General features: G+C 54.9%; 21 protein-coding genes. 7 read left to right on the top strand and 14 right to left on the bottom strand.

Annotation, left to right across the window (positions count from 1 at the left end; all coding sequences use genetic code 11):
- Positions 1-708 (top strand): CotH kinase family protein (locus IKB43_07185; GenBank protein MBR2469918.1); only part of this gene is annotated, 708 nt, incomplete at its 5' end.
- Here the strand turns inward: IKB43_07185 and IKB43_07190 are convergent.
- The 3 genes from IKB43_07190 to IKB43_07200 are packed head-to-tail and all read right to left on the bottom strand — an operon-like array spanning position 703 to position 3,625.
- Positions 703-2,829, bottom strand: a complete 2,127-nt coding sequence (locus IKB43_07190) for an HD domain-containing protein (GenBank protein ID MBR2469919.1) — start codon at positions 2,827-2,829, stop codon at positions 703-705. The genes IKB43_07185 and IKB43_07190 overlap by 6 nt on opposite strands.
- 31 nt (positions 2,830-2,860) lie before the next feature.
- Positions 2,861-3,085, bottom strand: a complete 225-nt coding sequence (locus tag IKB43_07195; protein ID MBR2469920.1) for a DUF167 domain-containing protein — start codon at positions 3,083-3,085, stop codon at positions 2,861-2,863.
- A 15-nt stretch (positions 3,086-3,100) separates the two neighbouring features.
- Complete coding sequence (locus IKB43_07200; GenBank protein MBR2469921.1) at positions 3,101-3,625, bottom strand: DivIVA domain-containing protein; 525 nt, start codon at positions 3,623-3,625, stop codon at positions 3,101-3,103.
- Between the two features lie 165 nt (positions 3,626-3,790).
- Between IKB43_07200 and IKB43_07205 the strand changes: the two genes are divergently transcribed.
- The 5 genes from IKB43_07205 (at position 3,791) to IKB43_07225 (ending at position 7,837) form a co-directional block, all read left to right on the top strand.
- The gene (locus IKB43_07205; GenBank protein MBR2469922.1) at positions 3,791-4,867 is read left to right on the top strand and encodes a GGDEF domain-containing protein; all 1,077 of its coding nucleotides are present in this window, start codon (positions 3,791-3,793) and stop codon (positions 4,865-4,867) included.
- A 306-nt stretch (positions 4,868-5,173) separates the two neighbouring features.
- Entirely contained in the window at positions 5,174-5,329 is a 156-nt protein-coding gene (gene rpmH, locus IKB43_07210) for a 50S ribosomal protein L34 (GenBank protein ID MBR2469923.1), read from the top strand.
- A 39-nt stretch (positions 5,330-5,368) separates the two neighbouring features.
- Positions 5,369-5,719 (top strand): ribonuclease P protein component, encoded by a 351-nt coding sequence (locus IKB43_07215; GenBank protein MBR2469924.1) that lies wholly within the window; start codon positions 5,369-5,371, stop codon positions 5,717-5,719.
- Complete coding sequence (yidD, locus tag IKB43_07220; protein ID MBR2469925.1) at positions 5,703-5,954, top strand: membrane protein insertion efficiency factor YidD; 252 nt, start codon at positions 5,703-5,705, stop codon at positions 5,952-5,954. Before IKB43_07215 ends, yidD begins: the two co-directional genes overlap by 17 nt.
- Positions 5,951-7,837, top strand: a complete 1,887-nt coding sequence (locus tag IKB43_07225) for a YidC/Oxa1 family insertase periplasmic-domain containing protein (protein ID MBR2469926.1) — start codon at positions 5,951-5,953, stop codon at positions 7,835-7,837. The genes yidD and IKB43_07225 overlap by 4 nt, the downstream gene beginning before the upstream one ends.
- Here the strand turns inward: IKB43_07225 and IKB43_07230 are convergent.
- From IKB43_07230 to hisE, 11 genes are all read right to left on the bottom strand, one after another.
- A complete protein-coding gene (locus tag IKB43_07230) occupies positions 7,797-8,681 on the bottom strand; it encodes a hypothetical protein (GenBank protein ID MBR2469927.1) in 885 nt (294 codons plus the stop codon). The genes IKB43_07225 and IKB43_07230 overlap by 41 nt on opposite strands.
- Before the next feature lie 41 nt (positions 8,682-8,722).
- A complete protein-coding gene (locus tag IKB43_07235; protein ID MBR2469928.1) occupies positions 8,723-11,053 on the bottom strand; it encodes an RNB domain-containing ribonuclease in 2,331 nt (776 codons plus the stop codon).
- Between the two features lies 1 nt (position 11,054).
- Entirely contained in the window at positions 11,055-11,771 is a 717-nt protein-coding gene (locus IKB43_07240) for a 1-acyl-sn-glycerol-3-phosphate acyltransferase (protein ID MBR2469929.1), read from the bottom strand.
- A gap of 72 nt (positions 11,772-11,843) precedes the next feature.
- Positions 11,844-12,848, bottom strand: coding sequence for a dihydroorotase (pyrC, locus tag IKB43_07245; GenBank protein ID MBR2469930.1), 1,005 nt, complete (start codon positions 12,846-12,848; stop codon positions 11,844-11,846).
- 99 nt (positions 12,849-12,947) lie between these two features.
- Positions 12,948-13,766, bottom strand: a complete 819-nt coding sequence (locus tag IKB43_07250; protein ID MBR2469931.1) for an ATP-binding cassette domain-containing protein — start codon at positions 13,764-13,766, stop codon at positions 12,948-12,950.
- A gap of 9 nt (positions 13,767-13,775) precedes the next feature.
- Positions 13,776-14,564 (bottom strand): ABC transporter permease, encoded by a 789-nt coding sequence (locus tag IKB43_07255; GenBank protein ID MBR2469932.1) that lies wholly within the window; start codon positions 14,562-14,564, stop codon positions 13,776-13,778.
- A gap of 93 nt (positions 14,565-14,657) precedes the next feature.
- On the bottom strand, positions 14,658-15,281 hold the full coding sequence (locus tag IKB43_07260) for a YihA family ribosome biogenesis GTP-binding protein (protein ID MBR2469933.1): 624 nt from the start codon (positions 15,279-15,281) through the stop codon (positions 14,658-14,660).
- On the bottom strand, positions 15,278-15,874 hold the full coding sequence (recR, locus tag IKB43_07265) for a recombination protein RecR (GenBank protein ID MBR2469934.1): 597 nt from the start codon (positions 15,872-15,874) through the stop codon (positions 15,278-15,280). The genes IKB43_07260 and recR overlap by 4 nt, the downstream gene beginning before the upstream one ends.
- Positions 15,864-17,099, bottom strand: coding sequence for an EAL domain-containing protein (locus tag IKB43_07270; protein MBR2469935.1), 1,236 nt, complete (start codon positions 17,097-17,099; stop codon positions 15,864-15,866). Before IKB43_07270 ends, recR begins: the two co-directional genes overlap by 11 nt.
- Positions 17,100-17,102: 3 nt before the next feature.
- Positions 17,103-17,942 carry an ATP phosphoribosyltransferase gene (locus tag IKB43_07275; GenBank protein ID MBR2469936.1) on the bottom strand — a complete coding sequence of 280 codons (840 nt, stop codon included), beginning with the start codon at positions 17,940-17,942 and terminating at the stop codon, positions 17,103-17,105.
- Complete coding sequence (hisE, locus tag IKB43_07280; protein MBR2469937.1) at positions 17,939-18,199, bottom strand: phosphoribosyl-ATP diphosphatase; 261 nt, start codon at positions 18,197-18,199, stop codon at positions 17,939-17,941. Before hisE ends, IKB43_07275 begins: the two co-directional genes overlap by 4 nt.
- Before the next feature lie 472 nt (positions 18,200-18,671).
- Here hisE and IKB43_07285 point away from each other — a divergent pair.
- Positions 18,672-19,662: O-acetylhomoserine aminocarboxypropyltransferase/cysteine synthase (locus tag IKB43_07285; protein MBR2469938.1), on the top strand; the 991-nt coding region annotated here is incomplete at its 3' end.

The following is a 19,662-nucleotide window of genomic DNA, read 5'->3' on the forward strand; positions in this document are numbered from 1 at the left end:
CGGGTGGACATTGCCGAAAACGACACCACCTTTCTGGTTGAAAAAGAGGACATCAAGAAATACGACCCGCCCTACGTGATTACGGACAACGAATACATTTACCATATCAAGTCCCCCAAGAACCCGAACGAAAAAACGCAACAGTTGTTGCTGGATTACTTGAACGACTTTGAACATGCGGCCCGGCGTTTTGATCACATGAGTCCAGAAGATGTTCAGAATTGGCTGTCCATGGAAGATTTTCTGCCTTTTTACTGGATTCAGGAATTTTCCAAGAACGAAGACGGTAACTACGCCCGCAGCGTGTTTTTCACTTGGGAAAAGGGCGGTCCTGTCCGTTTTGGCCCCTTGTGGGATTTCGATCTTGCTTTCGGCAACGCCTCCCGGGAAAAGAACAAGCCTGCAGATGGCTGGTACATCCGGAATTACCGCTTGTACAGCCACATTTTTTGGAGCGACTGGATAAAGGGCGAAGCCAAGGCTTACTGGCTGGAACATCGTGAAAAATTCCGCGCCCTTATAGACAGCGTTCCTTTGTACCGAAAGCAAATTGAAAAGGCCGTAGAGAACGAATACCGCCGCTGGCCCATTATTTCCAATACAGAAAACTGGGCGCTGAAGGACCCTTACGAATCTTACGACGAGGGCGTGCAGACGATGGTCCAGTGGATGCGGGAACGTTTCGACTGGATTGACAAGAACCTATAGGACTTGCCCTTCTTGGTCCAGCTTGGTCCGTTCGTCGTACAGGCGCTTTGAAATCTGGCAGAAGGCCTTGACTACCACAGGGTCGAAATGCTTGCCAGCCCCTTCGGTAATGATTTCCATGGCCTTTTCGTAGGTGAAAGGCTTCTTGTAAATGCGTTCGGCCACCAGGGCGTCGAACACGTCGGCTACCGCCATGATTCTTGCCGACAGCGGAATGTCTTCGCCCGAGATGCGGTTGGGGTAGCCCGAACCGTCCCATTTTTCGTGGTGGAAGAGAGCCATCTCGATAGATTCCTTCAGGTAATCCTCGTCCATGGTGTCGCCGGCGTTTTCTTCGATCTTCACCAGGATGTTCTTGCCTTCGGTGGTGTGGCTTTTCATGATGGTGAATTCATCGTCGGTGAGCTTGCCCGGCTTGTTCAAGATCAGGTCGGATACCGCAATCTTTCCGATGTCGTGGAGCGGCGCGGAGCGTTTCAGCTTTTCGATGTATTCGTCGGTGAGAATGTCCTTGAATTCGCCTTCGGCCTGGAGTTCCCTTGCAATGGCATCCACGTAGTGGGCTGTTTTCTTGATGTGGTTTCCGGTGCTGGTATCGCGGGCTTCCACCATTTCGGCGAAGTTCTCGATAATTTCGTCTTGCATGCGGGTAATGCGTTCGGTCTGTTCCTGCAGCTGCTTGATGTAATCCAGGGATTCGTTGCCCATCTTGAGGAGGGCCGTGTGCAGGTGCTTGATTTCGTCTTGGGAATGAATGTCTAGCGTGCTGAGGATTTCTAGACCCTTGTCCTTGTCGGTTCCCAAGTTGTAGGCGAACTGGGACGAGGCGTAGGCCATGCGGTTGATGGGCCGCACGATTCCGCTTTTCACCAGCTCGACGATGATGCTCATGATAATCAGGGAAAGGCTGAAGAACAGGGAGAAGAACTTGATAAAGAAGGAGGCGTCGTCTTCTAGAATTTCTTGCATGGAAATGTCGGCGGCCACGTAGGCGGAGGTCTTGTGCAGGGAATCCTTGATAGGCTTGTAGATGGTCAGGAGCCAGCCGTAGGTATCGTCGGAGATGATGGGCTCGATGGTGTCGCCCTTGAGGAGCGCCGGCAGGTAAGGCTCGAAGCTTGGGTCAAAAGGCAGGATTTCGCCGGGCTCGCTGGTTTCTTCGCCACTTTCCTGGGGCGTGTCGAATACCGCATGGCAGCCGTCTTTTTCAATCTTGTAAACATAGAGGTATTTTGTCTGCGGGAAACTCTTCTTGAGTTTCTTCAGTTTTTCTTCTGTGTCTGCGTAGCCGTCGGCTTCGCGACCGCTTGTGAGGAATTCGTCTATGCGGTTACCGTCAATGAACACGCTGGCCGCCTGGGTTACCCCGTTGGCGATATCGGTAAACTTGTCGATGGAAACCTTCTGGTACAAGAAATAACCGATGGCGCAGGCAAGTGAACCAAGCAGCAGTTCTGCCACGATGACCATGGCTACTACCCTGCGGAGCAGGGAACGCCCGGTGGTGGCGGCCAGTTCATCGACGTTGGGGTCGATATGGAAGGTGTCGTTGCAGGCAAAGCGTATCTTGCGTGGGATCCAGCGGTAGAGGAGTACTGCCGAAATGACCACGATGCCCTTGTCGAAAACGTCGATGATGATGTCGGCCAGAAGCTGGGACCAGAAATCGGGGAGACCGCAAGTGTCTCGGAGGGCAATCGCGAAAGGCGCAGAAATGCCTTCGCCGATGCTGTAACCGTACAGGAAATAGGTGAGTATGGACCCGAGACCGCCGCCGATGAGGGCGAAGGTGAAAATCACCACCAGAATCTTGGGAATGCTCAAGAAGAATTTTTTCTGGTAGAAAAGGTAGGCGCATCCGGCGATAAGGACGTTGATGACGCCGTAGTAGAGGGTAACGGCATCGGACAGTCCGTTGATGGCGTTGGAGATGAAACCGACGATGACGGCGGCCATGTTTCCGCACATCATGGCGGTAAGGATTGTGCCTAGGCAGTCAAAAAAGACGGGCAGTTCGAAATGGGTGACGATTTTTGCCGGGACAATGTTCAGCAAAAGACCGACGGTGATAAAGAGAATCGCCTTCGCCAGGTAATGGATTGTCTTCTTCTGAAATTTCATGAACCCGTCCCTTTTACAGATCCAGTACAGCTTAGAGCCCCTGAATTTCAACAACCTTCTTGTTGTTTGTCGCTCCCGTCACCACGGATACATCCCGCTTGTGGACTCCAAAGTGCTTTGCCAGAAGTTCACAGATGGCCTCGTTGGCGGCTCCATCTACGGGCGGTGCCTTGACCTCTACCTTGTAGCTGCCGTCGGGGTTTCCCGTGACGGATTCCCGCTTGCTTCTTGCATGTACCTTGATGTTTATCTTCAAGGGAGGCCTCTTTTATTAGCCGATGACGTTCCCGGTAGGCATGGCAGGGGCAGGCCTTCTGGCGGGTGCCGGTTCGGCCAATTCCCGCTGGTCGTTTTCCATGGCAGAAAGCAGGTCCTCTTGCCCGCGGATGAGCGCCCGGCACCGGATAAAGTAGTTGGTGCGGATCTGCTTCAGCTGTTCGATTTCGGCCCGCAGGTCCTCGGCGCTCTTCTTGGTGTTCTCCACTTCCTTGATTGCCCGTGCCTTGGCTTCGGCGATAATCAGTTCCGCCTCTTTTTCGGCGTTGGCCTTGACCTCGTCCACGGTCTTTTGCATGGTGACCACGGCGTCCTGGATGGTCTTCTCGATTTGGCGGTAGTAGTTGACCCGTTCCTCGGCGATTTTCAGGCGTTCTGTGAGGTCGGTGCGGTTCCTGGACATTTGTTCGAAAGCGGTAGCCGCCGTCTCGAGGAATGCCTTGACTTCGTCGGGGTCTATGCCGCCGAAGTTCTTTTTGTGGAATGTCTGGTTGCGGATATCTAACGGGGTCAGTTCCATACACTACCTGCTAAAAAATGTAAGACTTTACTTTCAATAATATAACAAAGTTATGATAAAGGGGGCGAAACCCTTCCAAATTGGAAGATACATTTTATATTATGTTTTCCTTTTTTGAAAAAAAGAGTGTAATTAGGGGTAAATTAGGGACGATAAATCAATAAGATGATCGGTAAACTGAAAAAATTCCTGCAGCGGCAGGACTCCCTGGAACGGACCCTTTTCTGGGTGTTCCTGGTGATTGTGTTGGCGGCAAGCGTTGCCTCCACGGTTTTTACCATATATGAGCAAATTAGCCCGGTGACTTCGGCGGTGTGCTTGCTGACCAGCGTTATCTGCGCCATTTTGGCAGTGGTGGCGGTCAAGACCCGTATGTATAGCGTCTGCTATGTGGTCATGTGCCTTTTGCTCAGCTGTTTCTTGCTGCCCATGCTGTTCTTCTTGTGCGGCGGGTTCAATTGCGGCATGACCCTCTACTGCCTTACTGCGGTGTTTCTTTGTGCCTATTGCCCCGGCAAGAGCAAGTGGGCGGTGTTTGTGCTTTCTATGCTCGCTTTCGAAATCGCCTTTGTGCTTTCGGAACTTTACCCTGAGTATGTGGTGGCCCTGGACCACCAGGCGGCTTTCATCGACATCCTGGTGTCTTTTTTTATTACGGGTGTGGTGGTCTTTATCATCAATTCCTTCGCCCTCTATTCCTACAATACCGAACGGAAGGGCCGCGAAGAAATGCTCAAGCGCCTGGAGTTTTTATCCAAGAGAGACTCCAAGACAGGGCTTTTCAACCGTGGCTACATGACGCACTTCTTGGAAAGTGTCGTGTGGCTGCAGCGGGAGGAATACTACCTGCTGCTCCTTGACATGGACGATTTCCGCGAGGTAAACGCCAGCTACGGCCAGGTGTTTGGTGACCAGGTGCTATGCGACGTGGCGAAGTTTTTGATTCAAGAGCGTGACGACCGGATTGGGGAATGCTGCGGCCGTATGGACGGGGAACTGTTCATGTGCGTGCTCCGGGCCGATTCAGAGCTGGAGGCTTATGCCCATGCCGAGCGGATTCGCGAGGGTATTGCTGCGCTCCGTTGGAACAGGTTCCCCGACGCCTCCGTTACGGTGTCCGGCTGCTTTATCGCCTGCGGCGACAGGAACTATAGCCACTTTTCCCAGTTCCTGGTAAAGGCCGAAGAGGTGCTGTACCTGGCCAAGACCGAGGGCCGGAACAAAATAAGGAAGATGTCGTAACCATCGATTGTCATCCCCACGCTCCAATTTGTCATCCCCGCGCTCCAATTTGTCATCTCCGCGCTCCAATTTGTCATCCCCGCCCTCCAATTTGTCATCCCCGCGCAGGCGGGGATCTCCTTGCTGTAAAAAGATTTAGCGTTAGCGCGAATGTTGATAAGGTGTTGATAAGTTGGCCAAAACGCGTTGTTTTGGCCTTTTTTGCTTAAAATTCCCGTACTTCGGGATAAAACACCTTGATTTATGGGGTATTTTTGCTAGATTTGGGACTCAAAAATTTTGAATTTCGACTAGAAAGGTTTTATCATGAAAAGAACATTCCAGCCTCATAACCGCAAGCGTGCCAACAAGCAGGGTTTCCGCGCCCGCATGGAAGACCGTTGGGGTCGCGCCGTTCTTAGCCGTCGCCGCGCCAAGGGCCGCAAGCGCCTGACCGTCAGCGACACCATCTATAAGAAGTAAGTCTGGGGGTGGCTCATCGCCGCTCTGCGTTCTTATAGGCTGCCGAACCAGCCCGCTTACCGAACAGTGGCCGTCCAAGGCAAGTTTGTCCGAGCATCGTCATTGACCATGCGTTGGATAGAGAGCCCGGACGGTTTTTGTCGTTTCTGCTTTTTGGCGAAAAAGAAAAACGGTAACGCCGTTTACCGCAATAAGTGCCGGAGGATTCTGCGGCCTTTGTTTTTTGGAATGGTCCCGAATATCCAGAAGCCGGTGTGGGCCATGGTGGTGGTGACCGTGGGCCAGCAGGAACTGACCTCCGAAAAGCTCCGGGAGTCCGCCTACAAGATTTTCCGCAAGATGGAATGGACCTGCCCGGAGGCGGTGGACGGCGATGCTTGCGAAGCTTGAGAGGGCCGTCGTGGCGGTGCTGATTGCGCCTATTCGGCTGTACCAGCTGGTGCACCCCTACTTCTTTCACGGGGTCTGCCGGTTTCAGCCCACCTGCTCCAGCTATGCTATCGAGGCTCTGCGGGTACACGGACCCTTCAAAGGTTTCTATCTTGCGGTTTTTAGAATTTTGAGATGCAACCCCTTCTGCAAGGGCGGCTACGACCCGGTGCCCCCTAAAAAGGAAAAGACATGAACAAGAATTCCCTAATAGGCTCCATCTTGATTGCGGCAATTGTCATCTGGTGGATGACCATGTCGTCGAACAACGCGAAGCAGCAGGCCGAAGCCCAGGCAAAAGAAAAAGAGGCTGCCGCCGCCATGGAGGCCGCTCGTGCCGACTCCGCAGACCAGCTGGTGCTTGGCGACAAGACTCCGGAGCTGAAGGCTGCTCCGGTTTTGGGTGATTCGGAATCCGGAGTTCGGAATTCGGAATTGGATTCGGGAAAAGTTGCCGTTGCTGACAGTGCGAAGGTCGCTGCTGCAGACTCGTCTGTTGCCGACAGCGCTCAGGCTGCCGAAGCCCCGAAGGTCGTGGAACCCCGCACGGTGACGGTGGAGACCGACAAGTTTATCATGACCCTCAGTAACAAGGGCGCCCGTGTCCAGAGCGTGATTGTGAAGGCCCTGCCTGACAGTGCTGGAAATTTCCCGGAAATTATCCAGGATACGGCTCTGGGTGCCTTGGACCTGAAACTGGGCAAGGCGGACCTGACCGATGCCCTTTTCGACCTGGGTGACACTCCCGAAAAGATCAAGGTGGAAAACGATGTGACGGTGCAGTTCACCTTCACCGACGCCAGCGGCAAGCAGGTGATTCGCAGCTACGGCTTTACAAAGTCCGGAGTGGCGGTGCGTCAGGTGAACCGCTTTGTGGGGTTCAAGCCGGCCGATTACGAACTGTCCTGGAAGGGCGGCATGAAAGAAACCGAAGTCATGCCCAAGGGCAAGAGCTTTGGCGGTGCCAGCTATTTCTTTAGCGAGGTGATTTTCAAGAACAGCGAGATTACGGAGCGCGAGACTTTCTCCGACGCCATGACCTTTGACAACGCCAACTACTACTGGGTGGGCATGCGCCGCAAGTACGTGGCCCTGTCGGTGCAGTTCGACAAGCCCGTTCCGGTGAAGGTGAACGCGAAGCACATCGATGTGGCCACCGAAGGCAATCCCGATCCGGGAACCTACAGCCTTACCATTGCAGACGGTATCCGTGGCGATTCTCTGGCCTATAACTTCATGGTGCTCCCGCTCCAGTGGGACGAGGTGGAAGCCCTTGACCAGGGTTACGAGAAGATTATCGTTACAGGTTCCAAGTGGTTCCCCGGTTCCAGCGTCTGGTTCGTGTGGATCTGCAAGTGGCTGTTGAAACTCCTCAAGTTCTTCTATTCCATTATCCCGAACTACGGTGTGGCCATTATTCTTGTGACCTTCATTGTTCGCGCCTTTACTACGCCCTTTACGGTAAAGCAGCTCAAGTCCACACGCGCCATGAGCAAGCTCAAGCCCCAGCTGGACGAAATCAACGTGAAGTACCGTAGCGATCCGCAAAAGAAACAGGCCGCCATCATGGAACTTTACGCCAAGAACGGCGTGAACCCGCTGGCCAGCTGCACGGGCGGGTGCTTGCCCATGCTTATCCAGATGCCTATATTCATGGGCCTGTTCTTTGTGCTGGGCCGCGCTATCGAACTCCGCGGTATGCCCGCCTTCCTCTGGATTACCGACCTGAGCAAGAGCGACGTGGTGTGGAGCGGATTTTCGATTCCCTTCGTGATGCCCGCAGGCCTTGCCATTCTCCCCTGGATCATGGTGGTTACGACATACTTCCAGACCAAGGTGACTATGAGCGGTAGCGCCGGCATGGACCCCGCCCAGCAGAAGATGATGACCTGGATGATGCCCGCCATGATGTTCTTCTTTAGCGCGGTGATGCCTTCGGGCTTGGTGCTCTACTGGATTGTGTCCAACTTCTGGAGCATTGCCCAGTACAAGTTCATCAACCGGGGCGTGATGGCCCAGGGCAGCGAATCGTCCAAGCTCAAGGGCAAGGACGTCCAAGACGCAAAGATCGTAAAATAATCGCCAGAGGTTTTTCCCACAGACGGTCTGCCGTCCGGCGAATCCCCCCCGCTACGGGAGAGGGCAGCCACTCCTCTTTGAAATCAGGAGCGAATCCGCTCTTGATGATTAGTTCGTGGTAATTTGTATTTAGTGCATCTCCGGATTGGTTCTTTATAAAGAACATTTTTTCTTTCATGGAGAATCGGTGCTGTAATAATTTACGTTTGATAAATCCGGCACCAGCGGCAATGAGTTCTGGATAGGCAAATAAAGCGTTTTGTCTTGTAGGGTATAGAGCTTCGGTTCGAACTTCGGCATCATCGAAAGCATTTGCCATTCCGATTTCCAGGCGGTGCACCACATCGTAGAATGTTTCCTGTTCTGGAGTTTCCAGTAGGTGCATGTAGAAAGCGCCTAAAGCTTCTGGTTTGAGATAGAGAAAATAGCTTTGCAGGTGCGGTCGGACTTCTTTGCTTTGGGTAAGGGAAACGGCGTCGGCATCGCTGCGCTCCGCACGGTCAAAAAACTCCTGGAACCGGTTCCGATAATAGACGATGGAGTCGTTCATCAGCACCAGTCGCGAAATGCCGCTGAGGGTAGTGAAATTCCCCTTGCCGTTGGCCAAGTCCTTAAGGAACCTTCGCCACATGCCAAAGTCAAAGCCGTGGTTTTCGGTGAGGTACAGGAAAATGTTCCGCTCTTGCAGAAATGCAAGGGTTTCCGGAGAAAGTTCCCGCTTGTTGGTCAGCAGTACAACACGGAATGGTGTTTCGGACAGATGCTGTAGCGCAAAACGCACATAACCGGGCAAATCCTTGCCGGTCTGGTAACTTGCGTACAGGACGATTCTGCTGTTTTGCATTGTTCTGTTGTCATGCCCGCGCAGGCGGGCATCTCCTTGAATTACCGCCTACCGCTCCTGCCTCGGCCTCCGCGGCCGCGGGCAAGCTTTTCACCGTAAGCCTTGGGGCCTTTGGCCTTGGAACTCTTGTCGCTTATGGTCTTGCGGGGCTTTTCCTTGCGGGAACTTTCCCTGCGGGAGCCGCGCCCGTTCCGGATAAAGCTGGGAGCGTCGTCGTCAAAGCCGAAATCGTCATCGTCGGGCTGACTCACGTAGCCCAGGGCCTCTGCGGCGGCGGCACGGTCCGCACGTTCGTGAGCGTCACGGTAGCTGTCGCGGGATTCGCCCTGACGGCGGCGCTTCTTGGGTTCGGAAGAAAGCTTTTCCAGAATGCTGAAATCGGCCTGGCCGCGTAGAGGATCTACGCGGAGTAGCCGCACCAGCACCTTGTCGCCCCTGCGGAAGGTGCGGCCACTGCGCTTCCCGAAAGCAAGCCCTTGGTCCGGGTTGAATACGTAGAAATCTTCTCCGGCGATATCGCGGAAGCGCACCAGGCCCTCGGCGATGGGGTCCGGAATAGAGACGTAGATTCCCCATTCTTCGATGCCCGTGACGCTTGCTTCGAAGTCGTCTCCTATGCGGTTCTTTAGAATCCAGCAGCTGCACACCTTGATGGAAATGCGTTCCACCTTCATGTTCTTGATTTCGTTGGCCGAAATCAGGTCGCAGACTTCAATAACGCTTTCGGCGCGTTCGGCGTTAATTTCGGCGCCCTTGCGGGCCAGTTCCCGATGGCACCACAGGTCGGCGTAACGGCGGATGGGGCTGGTGAAGTGGCTGTAGTCCTGCCAGTTCAGGGCGAAGTGACCAAAGCTGTTGCTGTCGTAATGGGCTTTTTGCATGCTGCGCAAAATGCGGTTCATCAAGGTTTCGTCGTCGCCAGCCCGCTTGACCAGATGCTGGTACAGCTTGAAGGCGACTGGGTTCAGGTTGGTGTCGCCGCTGCGGGGCTTGCCCAGGTCGCGAAGCATCACGGGAGCGTCCTTGAACAGGTCGGGGTACATGTAGTACAGTTCCATGATGTCCTTGGTGTCCGGTGCTTCGTGGATACGGTAGATGCCCTGGAGCTTGCGCTTCTTGAGTTCCTTGGCACAGCAGTTGTTGGCAATCAGCATGCACTCTTCTACCCAGGAATTGGATTCGTCACTCTGGCGGGGTACAATCTGTACGGGCTCGCCGGCCTCGTTGAACTTGCAGCCGTATTCGGTGCTCTTGAATTCCAGCAGGCCTTCCTTGGTACGGTTCTTCTTGAGCAGCGCCGTGACTTCGGCCAGGGCCTTGATGGATTCGTCACCCGCTTCCATCATCTTCACCGCTTCTTGGTAGGTGATGCCCTTGGTAATGTTCACGATACTCCTGTGGAAATCCCAACTGAGTACGTTTGCGTTCTTGTCCAGTTCCATCATGCAGGTGAAGGCGCAGCGGTCCACGCCCTGGTGCAGGCTGCACACTCCGCTAGAAAGCTTTTCGGGAAGCATGGGCACGGCGGTCCAGGGCAGGTACTGGGTGTAGCTCCTTTCCAGGGCTTCTTCGTCCAGGTCAGAGCCTTCGGGCACGTAGTAGCTTACGTCGGCGATGTGCACGCCCAGCTTGTAGCCGCCGTTTGGCAGGCGTTCCACGCTGATGGCGTCGTCGTGGTCCATGGCCCCCTCGGGGTCAATGCAGAGAATATCCAGCTTGCGGTAGTCGATACGTCCCTTGAAATCCTTGGGGCCCGGCTCCTTGATGCCTTCTACAAATTTCTTGGTGGCGGGGGAGAAATCCTTGGGCAGATTGTTCTCGTCCATGAATTTCTGCTTCACCTCTGCCCAGGAAATGTTCATGGCTTCGGCGGTGCGGTCCACCTTGGCCAAGTAGCTGTGCTTGAGTTTCGGGTGGGGGTACAGCGTAAAGCTGATGGTCTCGCCCTCTTTGCCCGGCGCCTGCCGGCGGTGGGCCATCTCGTAAACCTTGCCCGTTTCCAGTTCGTGGACTTCCCAATCTTCGTCGCCAATCTGGTGCAGGATTCCCCGCTTGATACGGGTCTCGTTTTCTTTGTCTTTTTGCCTGCGGCTACGGGCTGCGGGCCTGCGGTTGTCTTCGCCGCCCTGTTCTGCGATTTTCTTGAAACGCTTTTCGCGCTTTTCTTCTTGCGTTTCTCCGTCGCCCAGCTGGTATTCCTTGTGGCTGGTGCGCTTCAACAGGCCCCGCTCCACCATGTCGGCCAGCATCTGCTTGAATGCCATTTTCTGTTTCTTGGGGAGCCCGAGGGCGCCACGCAGTTGACTGCCGACCATAGGTTCGTCACGGAGTATGGCGATAATCTGTTCTTCGCTGGGTAAACGCTGTGCCATTCTAGGCCTCCTTTCTGTAGGGTAGCGCGGATTCTATAATGTCGTGGATTTCGTCCCGAAGCTGGACCGCGGTCTTGTCTGCAAAGCTTTCCGGTGTCTGTAGCGGGTGTATAATGACTTTTGTTATGCCCGGGGTCAGGGCCCACCTGGTCTTGGACAACCGCTTGCCGGTATCTACCAGAGTGACGGGCAGCAGGGGCAGGGCGTTTTCCTTGGCCATCTTGAAAATGCCGTTCTGGAAAGGAAGCATGCGGCCGTCGGCGCTGCGGTGTCCTTCGGGGAAAACGGAAATGGTGTAGTCCTGTTCCAGGCGCTTTTTGACCATCTCTCCCATGCCTACGTTTTTGCGGGGGTTCTTGTGGACGGGGATGCATCCGATGTGGTTCAGTACCCAGCCGAATACCGGAATTTTCCAGAGGTCGGCCTTGGCGATAAAGGCCGTAATGGCGATGGAGGGCCAGATGACATTGATGTCCAGAAAACTCTGGTGGTTAGCCACAATCACGAACTGCTTGTGGTCGGGAATGTTCTCCTTGCCTTCCACCACCACCTTGATGCCAAAGAGTTTGAACATGAGTCTGAAAAACACGACGCAAATCTTTGTACTGTATTGCCACTTTCCGAAAATTCCACCGACGATAAACATGAAGGGGAGGCCCGTGATGCAGAGTGCCAAGGCCACAAGCAGGTAGTACAGTACAGCGCGAATAAAAGCCATAAAAAATCCAAATAGGGAACGTACTCCCATAATGTATATTTTTTATGGCGGACAAGCCACTTTTTGGCGTCTTTACCGCTTAATTTTCCATTCCAATGTTTCGCCTGCGGCCAGCGGGACCACTCCGTTTACGGTGGCGGGCACGGTCCAGGGTTCCTTGACTATTTCCACCTGCTTTTGGGTGCGGGGAATGCCGTAGAAGTCGGCCCCGAAACCGGCGATAAAATCCGGAAGTTTGTCCAGATGGCCGGCCTTTTCGAATTCCTGCACAAGGAGAGGCAGGGCCACAGGAGCGCTATAGACGCCCGCCGCCCCGCAAGGACATTCCTTTTTGCCCAGCTGGTGCGGGGCGGAGTCCGTGCCGAGAAAGAACTTGGGACTGCCGCTGAAGGCGGCTTCGCGGATGGCGGCACGGTCTTCCGGCCGCTTCGGCAGGGGCTTGCAAAAATGGTGCGGCCGGAGGGCGTCGCCTACGATGTCGTCAAGAGTCATCATCAGGTGGTGCACCGTAATGGTGGCCGCTACGTTTGGCGAAAGCTTCTTGACCGCTTCTACGGACTTTGCGGAACTCACGTGCTCGAAGACGATTTTCAGCTTCGGGAATTTTTCGGCCAGGGTCTCTACCCGCTTGATAAAGGCAGGTTCACGGTCCAGGCAGAATTCGCCGGGCTCTTCGCCGTGGACGCACAGCACCAGACCCAGCTTTTCCATCAGGGCCACCACAGGGAAAATCCCTTCGAAGTCGCTGATGCCGTCGGCGCTGTTAGTCGTGACTCCTGCGGGGTAGTACTTTCCGGCTACCACGCCTACGGCCATCATGTCTTTCAGGTCTTGTTCCGTGTAGTTCGGGTTCAGCTTGAAGGTCATGAGGGGTTCAAAGTCCGGGCGCACATCCTTTGCCGCCGCAAGAATTTCCTTCTTGTATTCGGCGATGGCCTTGGCGCTGGTCATGGCGGGAACGGTGTTCGGCATGATGATGGCGCGGCCAAACTGTGCGGCTAAATCCCGCACGTAGCCGGGCATCAGGTCGCCCTGCCGCAGGTGTGCATGAAAATCGTCGGGAAGAGGAAGAAACATTTTGAAATCCTTTTGTAAAATGTGTAGTGTGGAATGTGTAGTGTGTAATGGTTAATTATTCATTTGTCATTTCACATTTCACATCGCGGCTTCGCCGCTCTACCCGCTTGTCCGCAAGTCGCGGAAGAGCACCTTGGAAATGTCGTTGTCGGCGTTGAGCCAGTAGTCGAAACTGTGGGGCTCGGTGAGTTTCTTGTGGTACAAAAAGCACAGGTTGCAGCCCAGTTCCTTGGCAATCATCAGGTCGTGGGTGATGATGATGATGGATGTCTTGAACAAGGTCCGCATGTTGTCGATCAGGGGCAACAGATTTCTGCGGTTGTAGTTGTCTAGACCTGCGGTGGGCTCGTCCATCAAGAGGAGCATGGGGTCCATGGCCCAACTCCTTGCGATAGCCACACGCTTTTGCATGCCCACGCTCAACTGGTGGGGAAACATGTTCGCGCAGTCGCGGACGCGCATCAGGTCCAGGGCCATGTTGATTTTTTCCTCGATTTCTTCGGCGGAACCCTTTTTGTGGTAACGGAGGGGGAGGGCGATGTTGTCACGCACACGAAGGTTCGAAATCAGGGCCCCATTCTGGAACACGAGCCCGACTTGCCGCTTGGCCACCTCCAGGGCGGTCAGGCGTTCCGGCGGAATGTATTCGCCAAAGTAGAACACCCTGCCGGAACTGGGCCGTGCAAGCCCTGCAATCACGCGCAACAAGGCGCTCTTGCCCTGACCGGAGGGACCGCCAATGCAGAGGGTCTCGCCCCGCTTCAGAGAAAGGTTCGCTCCCGAAATCAGTTCGGCGTCGTCATCGTGCTGCTGTATCGTGCTGAAAAAACCGTAGGCGCCGGGTTTGGAAAAAGCCGTGCCGCTTAGCCCCCTGTAGGTCAGGTGCAAATCTTCTATACGTAGCGCTTCGTCTTGCATCGGTCCACCCTAGATGATTCTCGAAAGTTCGTTGAAGTAGTCGAAGAAATAGAACAGTGAAAGAACCACGTCGGCACAAACGATATAGAGGAAAGACTTGATGACGGAGCGGGAGGTGGCCTTGGGAACCTGACGCACGTCGTGAGCGATGTTCAGGGCCTGATAGCAGGCGTTGGTGGTAATGATACAGCCAAACACCAACGGCTTGACAACAATCAGCACAAAGTCCATGGTGGTAAGGGCCTTCAAGATTTCGTTGCTCAGGTAGTCCCAGGTGAGCTGCAGGTTCAGTGCGTTCCCGGTGAGGAAAATGGCGGCCTTGGTGATGAGAAATCCTGCCCCGATGGCGCTTCCGCTAAAGAAGATGGTCATGATGAGGGTGGCGATGGAGCCGCCGATGAGGCCCGGCATCACCAAGTAACGGATGGGATCTACCCCCATGGTGGCAAGTGCGTCCACCTCGGAATTGATGACCATGCTACCGACGTATGTGGTAAGGGAAGACCCGCTTCGGCCAGCAATCAGGAATGCCGTAAGTATCGGCCCCAGTTCGCGGATAATCACCACCACCATCAGGTTTCCCACCACATCGTCAAAGCCCATCTTGCCCATGAGGGTCATGACTTCTACGATGACCACCGCACCGAAAAGGGTGGCCACGATAAACAGGATTGGAAAAATTTCTACGCCGGTAAAGAAGGTCTGCAATATGATGTTGCGGGAGTCGGTCTTGAAGCTTCGGGTCTTTGAGAAGATGGAGGCGATGGCGCGGAAAAACAGGCATACCTGCTGGCCCAAGGTGCGGGTCATGAAAAACATCCCCAGGTGGTGGAAAAATTTCCCCACGAAGGTCAGTCTTGAGGCGCCGATTCTTTCTTCTGCGTTCTCCATCTACTTCTCTACCAGTTCGTTCCCTTCCACCGCCTTGAGAATCTCTTGCCAGAGATGGTCCAGGCCGGTCTTTTTCAGGGCGCTTACGGCCAGAGGTTTCGAATCCAGCCCCATGCGTTCCTGGATGAGCTTCGTGTTCTTTGCAAACTCCGACTGGTTCACCTTGTCGCGCTTGCTTGCCACCACCAGCACGGGGCAACCCGTGGCACGGATGCTTTCCACCGTCTCCACGTCAATGGCGGTCCCGCCGTGGCGGATATCTACCAGGTAGATAAGCCCCCGCAGGTCCTTGCACTTTTCCACGTACTCGCGGATAAAGTCGCCCATCTCGTCCCGTTTCTGGATGCTGACTTTGGCGAAGCCCACTCCTGGTAAATCTACAAGAAAAAACTTGCCGTTGACCTTGAAAAAGTTCAATTCGCGGGTCTTTCCGGGGGTAGAACTGACCTTGACCAGGTTTTTCTGGCCCATGAGGGCGTTCATCAAGGAAGATTTGCCCACGTTGGAGCGCCCGAGGAACCCCACCTGGGGGAGCCGCTCTTCGGGAAGCCCCTTCAGGGACACGGCGCTTTTCACGAATTCGGCGCTAGTAATCTCGATGGAGTCGAACTTTACCGGATTCACAGGCTGACCCTCCCTTCGAAGGCCCGGAGCATGGTGACTTCATCTACAAATTCCAGGTCAGAGCCCATGGGAATGCCGCGGGCAAGGCGGGTCCGTTTCACGTTCACGCCGGAGAGCATGCGGTCGATCATCAGGGCGGTGCTGTCGGCCTCGGGGCTAGATCCTAGGGCTAGCACCAGTTCTTCTATCTGTTCCGTCTTGATGCGTTCCACCAGCTGGGGCAGGTGGAGCTGCTCGGGTCCGATTCCGTCCAGGGGCGAAATCACGCCACCCAGAACAAAGTAAAGTCCCTTGAAAATTCCGGAGCGTTCAAAAGGCACGATGTCGGAACTTTTCTCCACCACGCACAGGGCCCGGGCGTCTTTCCGCTCGTTGCAGATGGGACAAATCTCTTCGTCGGTAAAGCAAAAACACCTGGGGCAGGGGTGGACTTTTTCTGCCGCCGCGTTCAGGGAATCTGCAAACTGGGCCACCTGCTCCTTGGAGCGGGTCAGCACGTGGTAGGCCAGCCTGCGGGCGGTCTTGCGGCCGATTCCGGGCAGGCTTGCAAATTCACCGATGAGGTTTTCCAGGCTTTGGGGCTCAGCGTTCATGGGTCCAGCTGTAGGCGTCATAGACGCAACGGTTCAATAGGTTGGTCGAAACTTTCAGGTCTTTCAACTGTTGCGAGATGGTAGCCTTGTCGTCTTGTTCCACGGCGTCGGCCAGGGTCAGCAGCTTGCCCAGCAGGCCCTTCCGGTGCAGCAAGGCGTCGCGGATTTCGTCGTCCATGGGGGAGTCGTTCAGAATGTTTTCGAGAGGGGTCCCTACCAGGGCGTCCACACGGCTGATAAGCCCCACCATGTAGGCCTTCGCCGGCAGGTCGTCGTCGGTGCCGCCGATAAAGCGGGTGATGATTTCCATAAAGCGGGCACGGTGGGTGGCGTTCTGGAACAGGGGTGAGCACTGGGGCGCCGTGCCGAACTCGGGCCTCGCGTAGAGAATCAGGGTGAGCCATTCCTGTATGTGCCGGAGGCCTACCCAGGCGATAGCGTCACGGACCTTGTCGATTCGCTTGCTCACGTAGCCCGCCTTGGAATTCACGAACTTCAAGAAGTTCTCGGAAATGTCGGGGTAGGCTTCCAGGCCGGTGCTCACCTCGTCCAGCGACGGATGGGTGCGTAGCAGGAACAACAGCTTGATGATAGCTTCCGAGGTGGAGTCCAGTTTTTTGCCGGTCACAAGCTCCGGCTTTGCAAAGTAGAACCCCTGGAAAAAGTCGTAGCCCAGGTTGAAACAGGTCTTGTAGGTGGCGGCGTCCTCCACCTTTTCGGCCAAAAGCTTGATGCCCTTCGCCTTGAAAAATTCCGCCGCCTGCTTCATGTCCTCTGTGCTGTTGTCCACCAGGTCCATCTTCACGTAGGACACGTAAGGGAACAGGGGCTCGAAACGCTTCAAGAATTCCTGGTTGAAAATAAAGTCGTCCAGGGCGAGTTCGAATCCCCGGTCCTTGTAGTGGGCCACGGCCTTCACCAGTGCCTCGTCCACCTCCACGTCTTCCAGAACCTCCAGCACGAACCACTTGGGATTCAACAGCTTGAAGATGTTGTCCAGGAGCATTTCCCGGTTGCAGTTGATAAAGGCCTTGTTTTCGCCGATGAGTCTCGGGAGTCCGATGTTGGTGAGCACGTTTTCCAGCACCTGGGCGGTGGCCAGGTTGTCGTTGGCGATAACGGCGGTATCGCTTTCCGGAGAATCCCGGAACAAAAGCTCGTAGGCGTATATTTTACCCTCTCGGTCGAGGATAGGCTGGCGTGCTAGATAGGCGAGAGAAAGCATTGGTTAGATTCTTGCACTCTTGATACCGAACAGCAAGATGCTCCGTGCGCCGGCATCCCAGAGGCGGTCCATGATGGCGTTGGCCTCTTCTTGCGGGACCATGGCCTTCACGGAATACCATTCGCGACCGTGGAGCTTGGTGACCGTCGGGGCGTCGAGGCCCGGCGTAAGTTCGCAGGCTTTAGAAAGCAGTTCGGCGGGGCAGTCGTACTCGATCATCATGTAGGACTGTGCCACCAGCTTGCCTTCGATACGGCGGATAAGGGTGTGCACTTCTTCCAGGCCCGTCTTCTGCGGGTTGCAGAACAGGGCCGCGTTGCTCCTGAACAGCGGTTCGCCCACAATGCGGAGCCCCGCCTGCTTTAAGGTCGTGCCCGTTTCCACCACATCGACAATGGCATCGGCCACGCCCAGGCTCACCGAAATTTCGACGGCGCCTTCCAGCACCACAAAGTCCATGGGCTTCTTGTAGAAACCTTCCACGATGTTGGGGAAGCTGGTGGCAATGGTCTTGTCCTTCAGCTCGTCCAGGCTCTGCACCGGGCTTTCGTTCGGCACGGCGGCGCACATCTTCGAAGCGCCGAAGGGCAGGTCCAGCACCTTCACCGCGGGGCTCTTGGCTTCGGCGTTAAAGTCGATGCCGGTAATACCCGCGTCAATGATGCCGCGACCCACGTACATGGGAATGTCGCTTGGACGCAAGAAGAAGAATTCAATTCCGTTCTTGGTATCCAGCTGGGTCAAGGTCTTGTAGGGCTTGGAGGCCTTGTAGCCGCAAGCCTTCAGAAGTTCCTGGGTGGGCTCAAAGAGCATGCCCTTGTTGGGGAGAGCGACTTTAATCATAGCTTGGCGTACACCTCTTCGAGGGTTAAACCTTTTTCGGCCATCATCACGGCCACGTAGTAGAGCACCTGCGACAGTTCCAGGCACTGGGCGTCGCGACTCTCGAAACGGGCGGCCATCCAGCTTTCGGCGGCCTCTTCCACCAGCTTCTTGCCTATACCGTGGGGGCCCTTCTTAAACAGTTCCGTGGTTCCCTTGCCTTCGGGCATTTCCTTTTTGCGCTGGCAAGCCAGAGCGAACATCTCTTCAAATGTCATAATAACAGACCTCTTGATTTTACGGCGGTAAAGATAGAAAAATGTCGCCCCATTGCCCCTTTGTATGGGTTGCCGGGGCTCGCCTCGGGTCTATGTTCAGGGGCATGGGGCTCGGGCTGTACGGCCTTTGTTATAGACAAAAACTATAACTGATGATAAGTAAATAGTATGGGAAAGGGTGAATATGGGCTAAAACGGCGTTTTTTAGCGAAATTTTGATATTTTTATGACTAAAAATGACATTAATAGCTGCTTTGCTGGTTTAATCCCTATTGATTTTGTAGGAAAATAGTTTTACATTTGCACCGTTCACTTGAAAGAGGGAGCGACACAAGACGACAAAACGTCATGGCGGACTTGGTCCGCCATCTAGATTCCGGGTCAAGCCCGGAATGACGATGAATCAAAAAAGACGTTTTGACTAGATGTCGGTATCGTATCCTTCAATGACAAACCTCAAAAGGACTTCAACATGACGACACAGAACAAGCTTCACTTTGAAACCCTCCAGCTCCACGTAGGCCAGGAACAGGCAGACCCCGCCACCGATTCCCGCGCCGTTCCTATCTACCAGACCACCTCCTACGTTTTCCACAGCGCCCAGCACGCCTCTGACCGTTTCCACCTGAAAGACGCGGGCAACATCTACGGCCGCCTCACCAACACCACCCAGGACGTTTTTGAAAAGCGCATCGCCGCCCTGGAAGGGGGCATTGCAGGCCTTGCCGTCGCATCCGGTGCGGCAGCCCTCACTTACGCCATTACGGCCCTCGCCCGCAAAGGCGACCACGTGGTGGCACAGCGCTCCATCTATGGCGGTACCTACAACCTGCTTCAGCACACCCTTCGCCCCTTCGGCGTGGATACCACCTTCGTGGATATCCACAACCTGGACGAAGTTCAGGGAGCCATCAAGGACAACACCAAGCTTATCTTGATCGAGACTCTCGGCAATCCCAATTCCGACATCCCGGACATCGAGGCCATTTCTGAAATCGCCCACAAGAACAAGATTCCGGTGGTCATCGACAACACCTTCGGAACGCCCTACCTGATTCGTCCGCTGGAACACGGCGCCGACATCGTGATTCATTCCGCCACCAAGTTTATCGGCGGTCATGGAACGACTCTTGGCGGTATCATCGTTGACGGTGGAAAGTTCGACTGGGCGGCTAGCGGCAAGTTCCCGCAGTTCACCGAAGTAAACCCGAGCTACGGCGTGCCTTTTACCGCCGCCGCAGGGGCTGCCGCTTTCATCGTCTATATCCGCGCCATCCTCCTTCGTGACGAAGGTGCTGCCATTTCTCCGTTCAACGCCTTCTTGCTACTGCAGGGCACGGAGACCTTGTCGCTGCGTCTGGACCGCCATGTGGAAAACACCAAGAAGGTCCTGGAGTTCCTCTCGAAACACCCGAAGGTGGCCAAGGTGAACCACCCGAGCTTTGCGGACCATCCGCAGCACG

The sequence above is a fragment of the Fibrobacter sp. genome (assembly GCA_017503015.1).
GTDB lineage: Bacteria > Fibrobacterota > Fibrobacteria > Fibrobacterales > Fibrobacteraceae > Fibrobacter.

Excerpts from the sequence above, each read along its gene's own strand:
- IKB43_07190 (MBR2469919.1), bottom strand. The coding sequence starts at position 2,829 with ATGAAATTTCAGAAGAAGACAATCCATTACCTGGCGAAGGCGATTCTC.
- IKB43_07200 (MBR2469921.1), bottom strand. The coding sequence starts at position 3,625 with ATGGAACTGACCCCGTTAGATATCCGCAACCAGACATTCCACAAAAAG.
- IKB43_07205 (MBR2469922.1), top strand. The coding sequence starts at position 3,791 with ATGATCGGTAAACTGAAAAAATTCCTGCAGCGGCAGGACTCCCTGGAA.
- rpmH (MBR2469923.1), top strand. The coding sequence starts at position 5,174 with ATGAAAAGAACATTCCAGCCTCATAACCGCAAGCGTGCCAACAAGCAG.
- yidD (MBR2469925.1), top strand. The coding sequence starts at position 5,703 with ATGCTTGCGAAGCTTGAGAGGGCCGTCGTGGCGGTGCTGATTGCGCCT.
- IKB43_07225 (MBR2469926.1), top strand. The coding sequence starts at position 5,951 with ATGAACAAGAATTCCCTAATAGGCTCCATCTTGATTGCGGCAATTGTC.
- IKB43_07230 (MBR2469927.1), bottom strand. The coding sequence starts at position 8,681 with ATGCAAAACAGCAGAATCGTCCTGTACGCAAGTTACCAGACCGGCAAG.
- IKB43_07235 (MBR2469928.1), bottom strand. The coding sequence starts at position 11,053 with ATGGCACAGCGTTTACCCAGCGAAGAACAGATTATCGCCATACTCCGT.
- IKB43_07240 (MBR2469929.1), bottom strand. The coding sequence starts at position 11,771 with ATGGCTTTTATTCGCGCTGTACTGTACTACCTGCTTGTGGCCTTGGCA.
- pyrC (MBR2469930.1), bottom strand. The coding sequence starts at position 12,848 with ATGTTTCTTCCTCTTCCCGACGATTTTCATGCACACCTGCGGCAGGGC.
- IKB43_07250 (MBR2469931.1), bottom strand. The coding sequence starts at position 13,766 with ATGCAAGACGAAGCGCTACGTATAGAAGATTTGCACCTGACCTACAGG.
- recR (MBR2469934.1), bottom strand. The coding sequence starts at position 15,874 with ATGAACGCTGAGCCCCAAAGCCTGGAAAACCTCATCGGTGAATTTGCA.
- IKB43_07270 (MBR2469935.1), bottom strand. The coding sequence starts at position 17,099 with ATGCTTTCTCTCGCCTATCTAGCACGCCAGCCTATCCTCGACCGAGAG.
- IKB43_07275 (MBR2469936.1), bottom strand. The coding sequence starts at position 17,942 with ATGATTAAAGTCGCTCTCCCCAACAAGGGCATGCTCTTTGAGCCCACC.
- hisE (MBR2469937.1), bottom strand. The coding sequence starts at position 18,199 with ATGACATTTGAAGAGATGTTCGCTCTGGCTTGCCAGCGCAAAAAGGAA.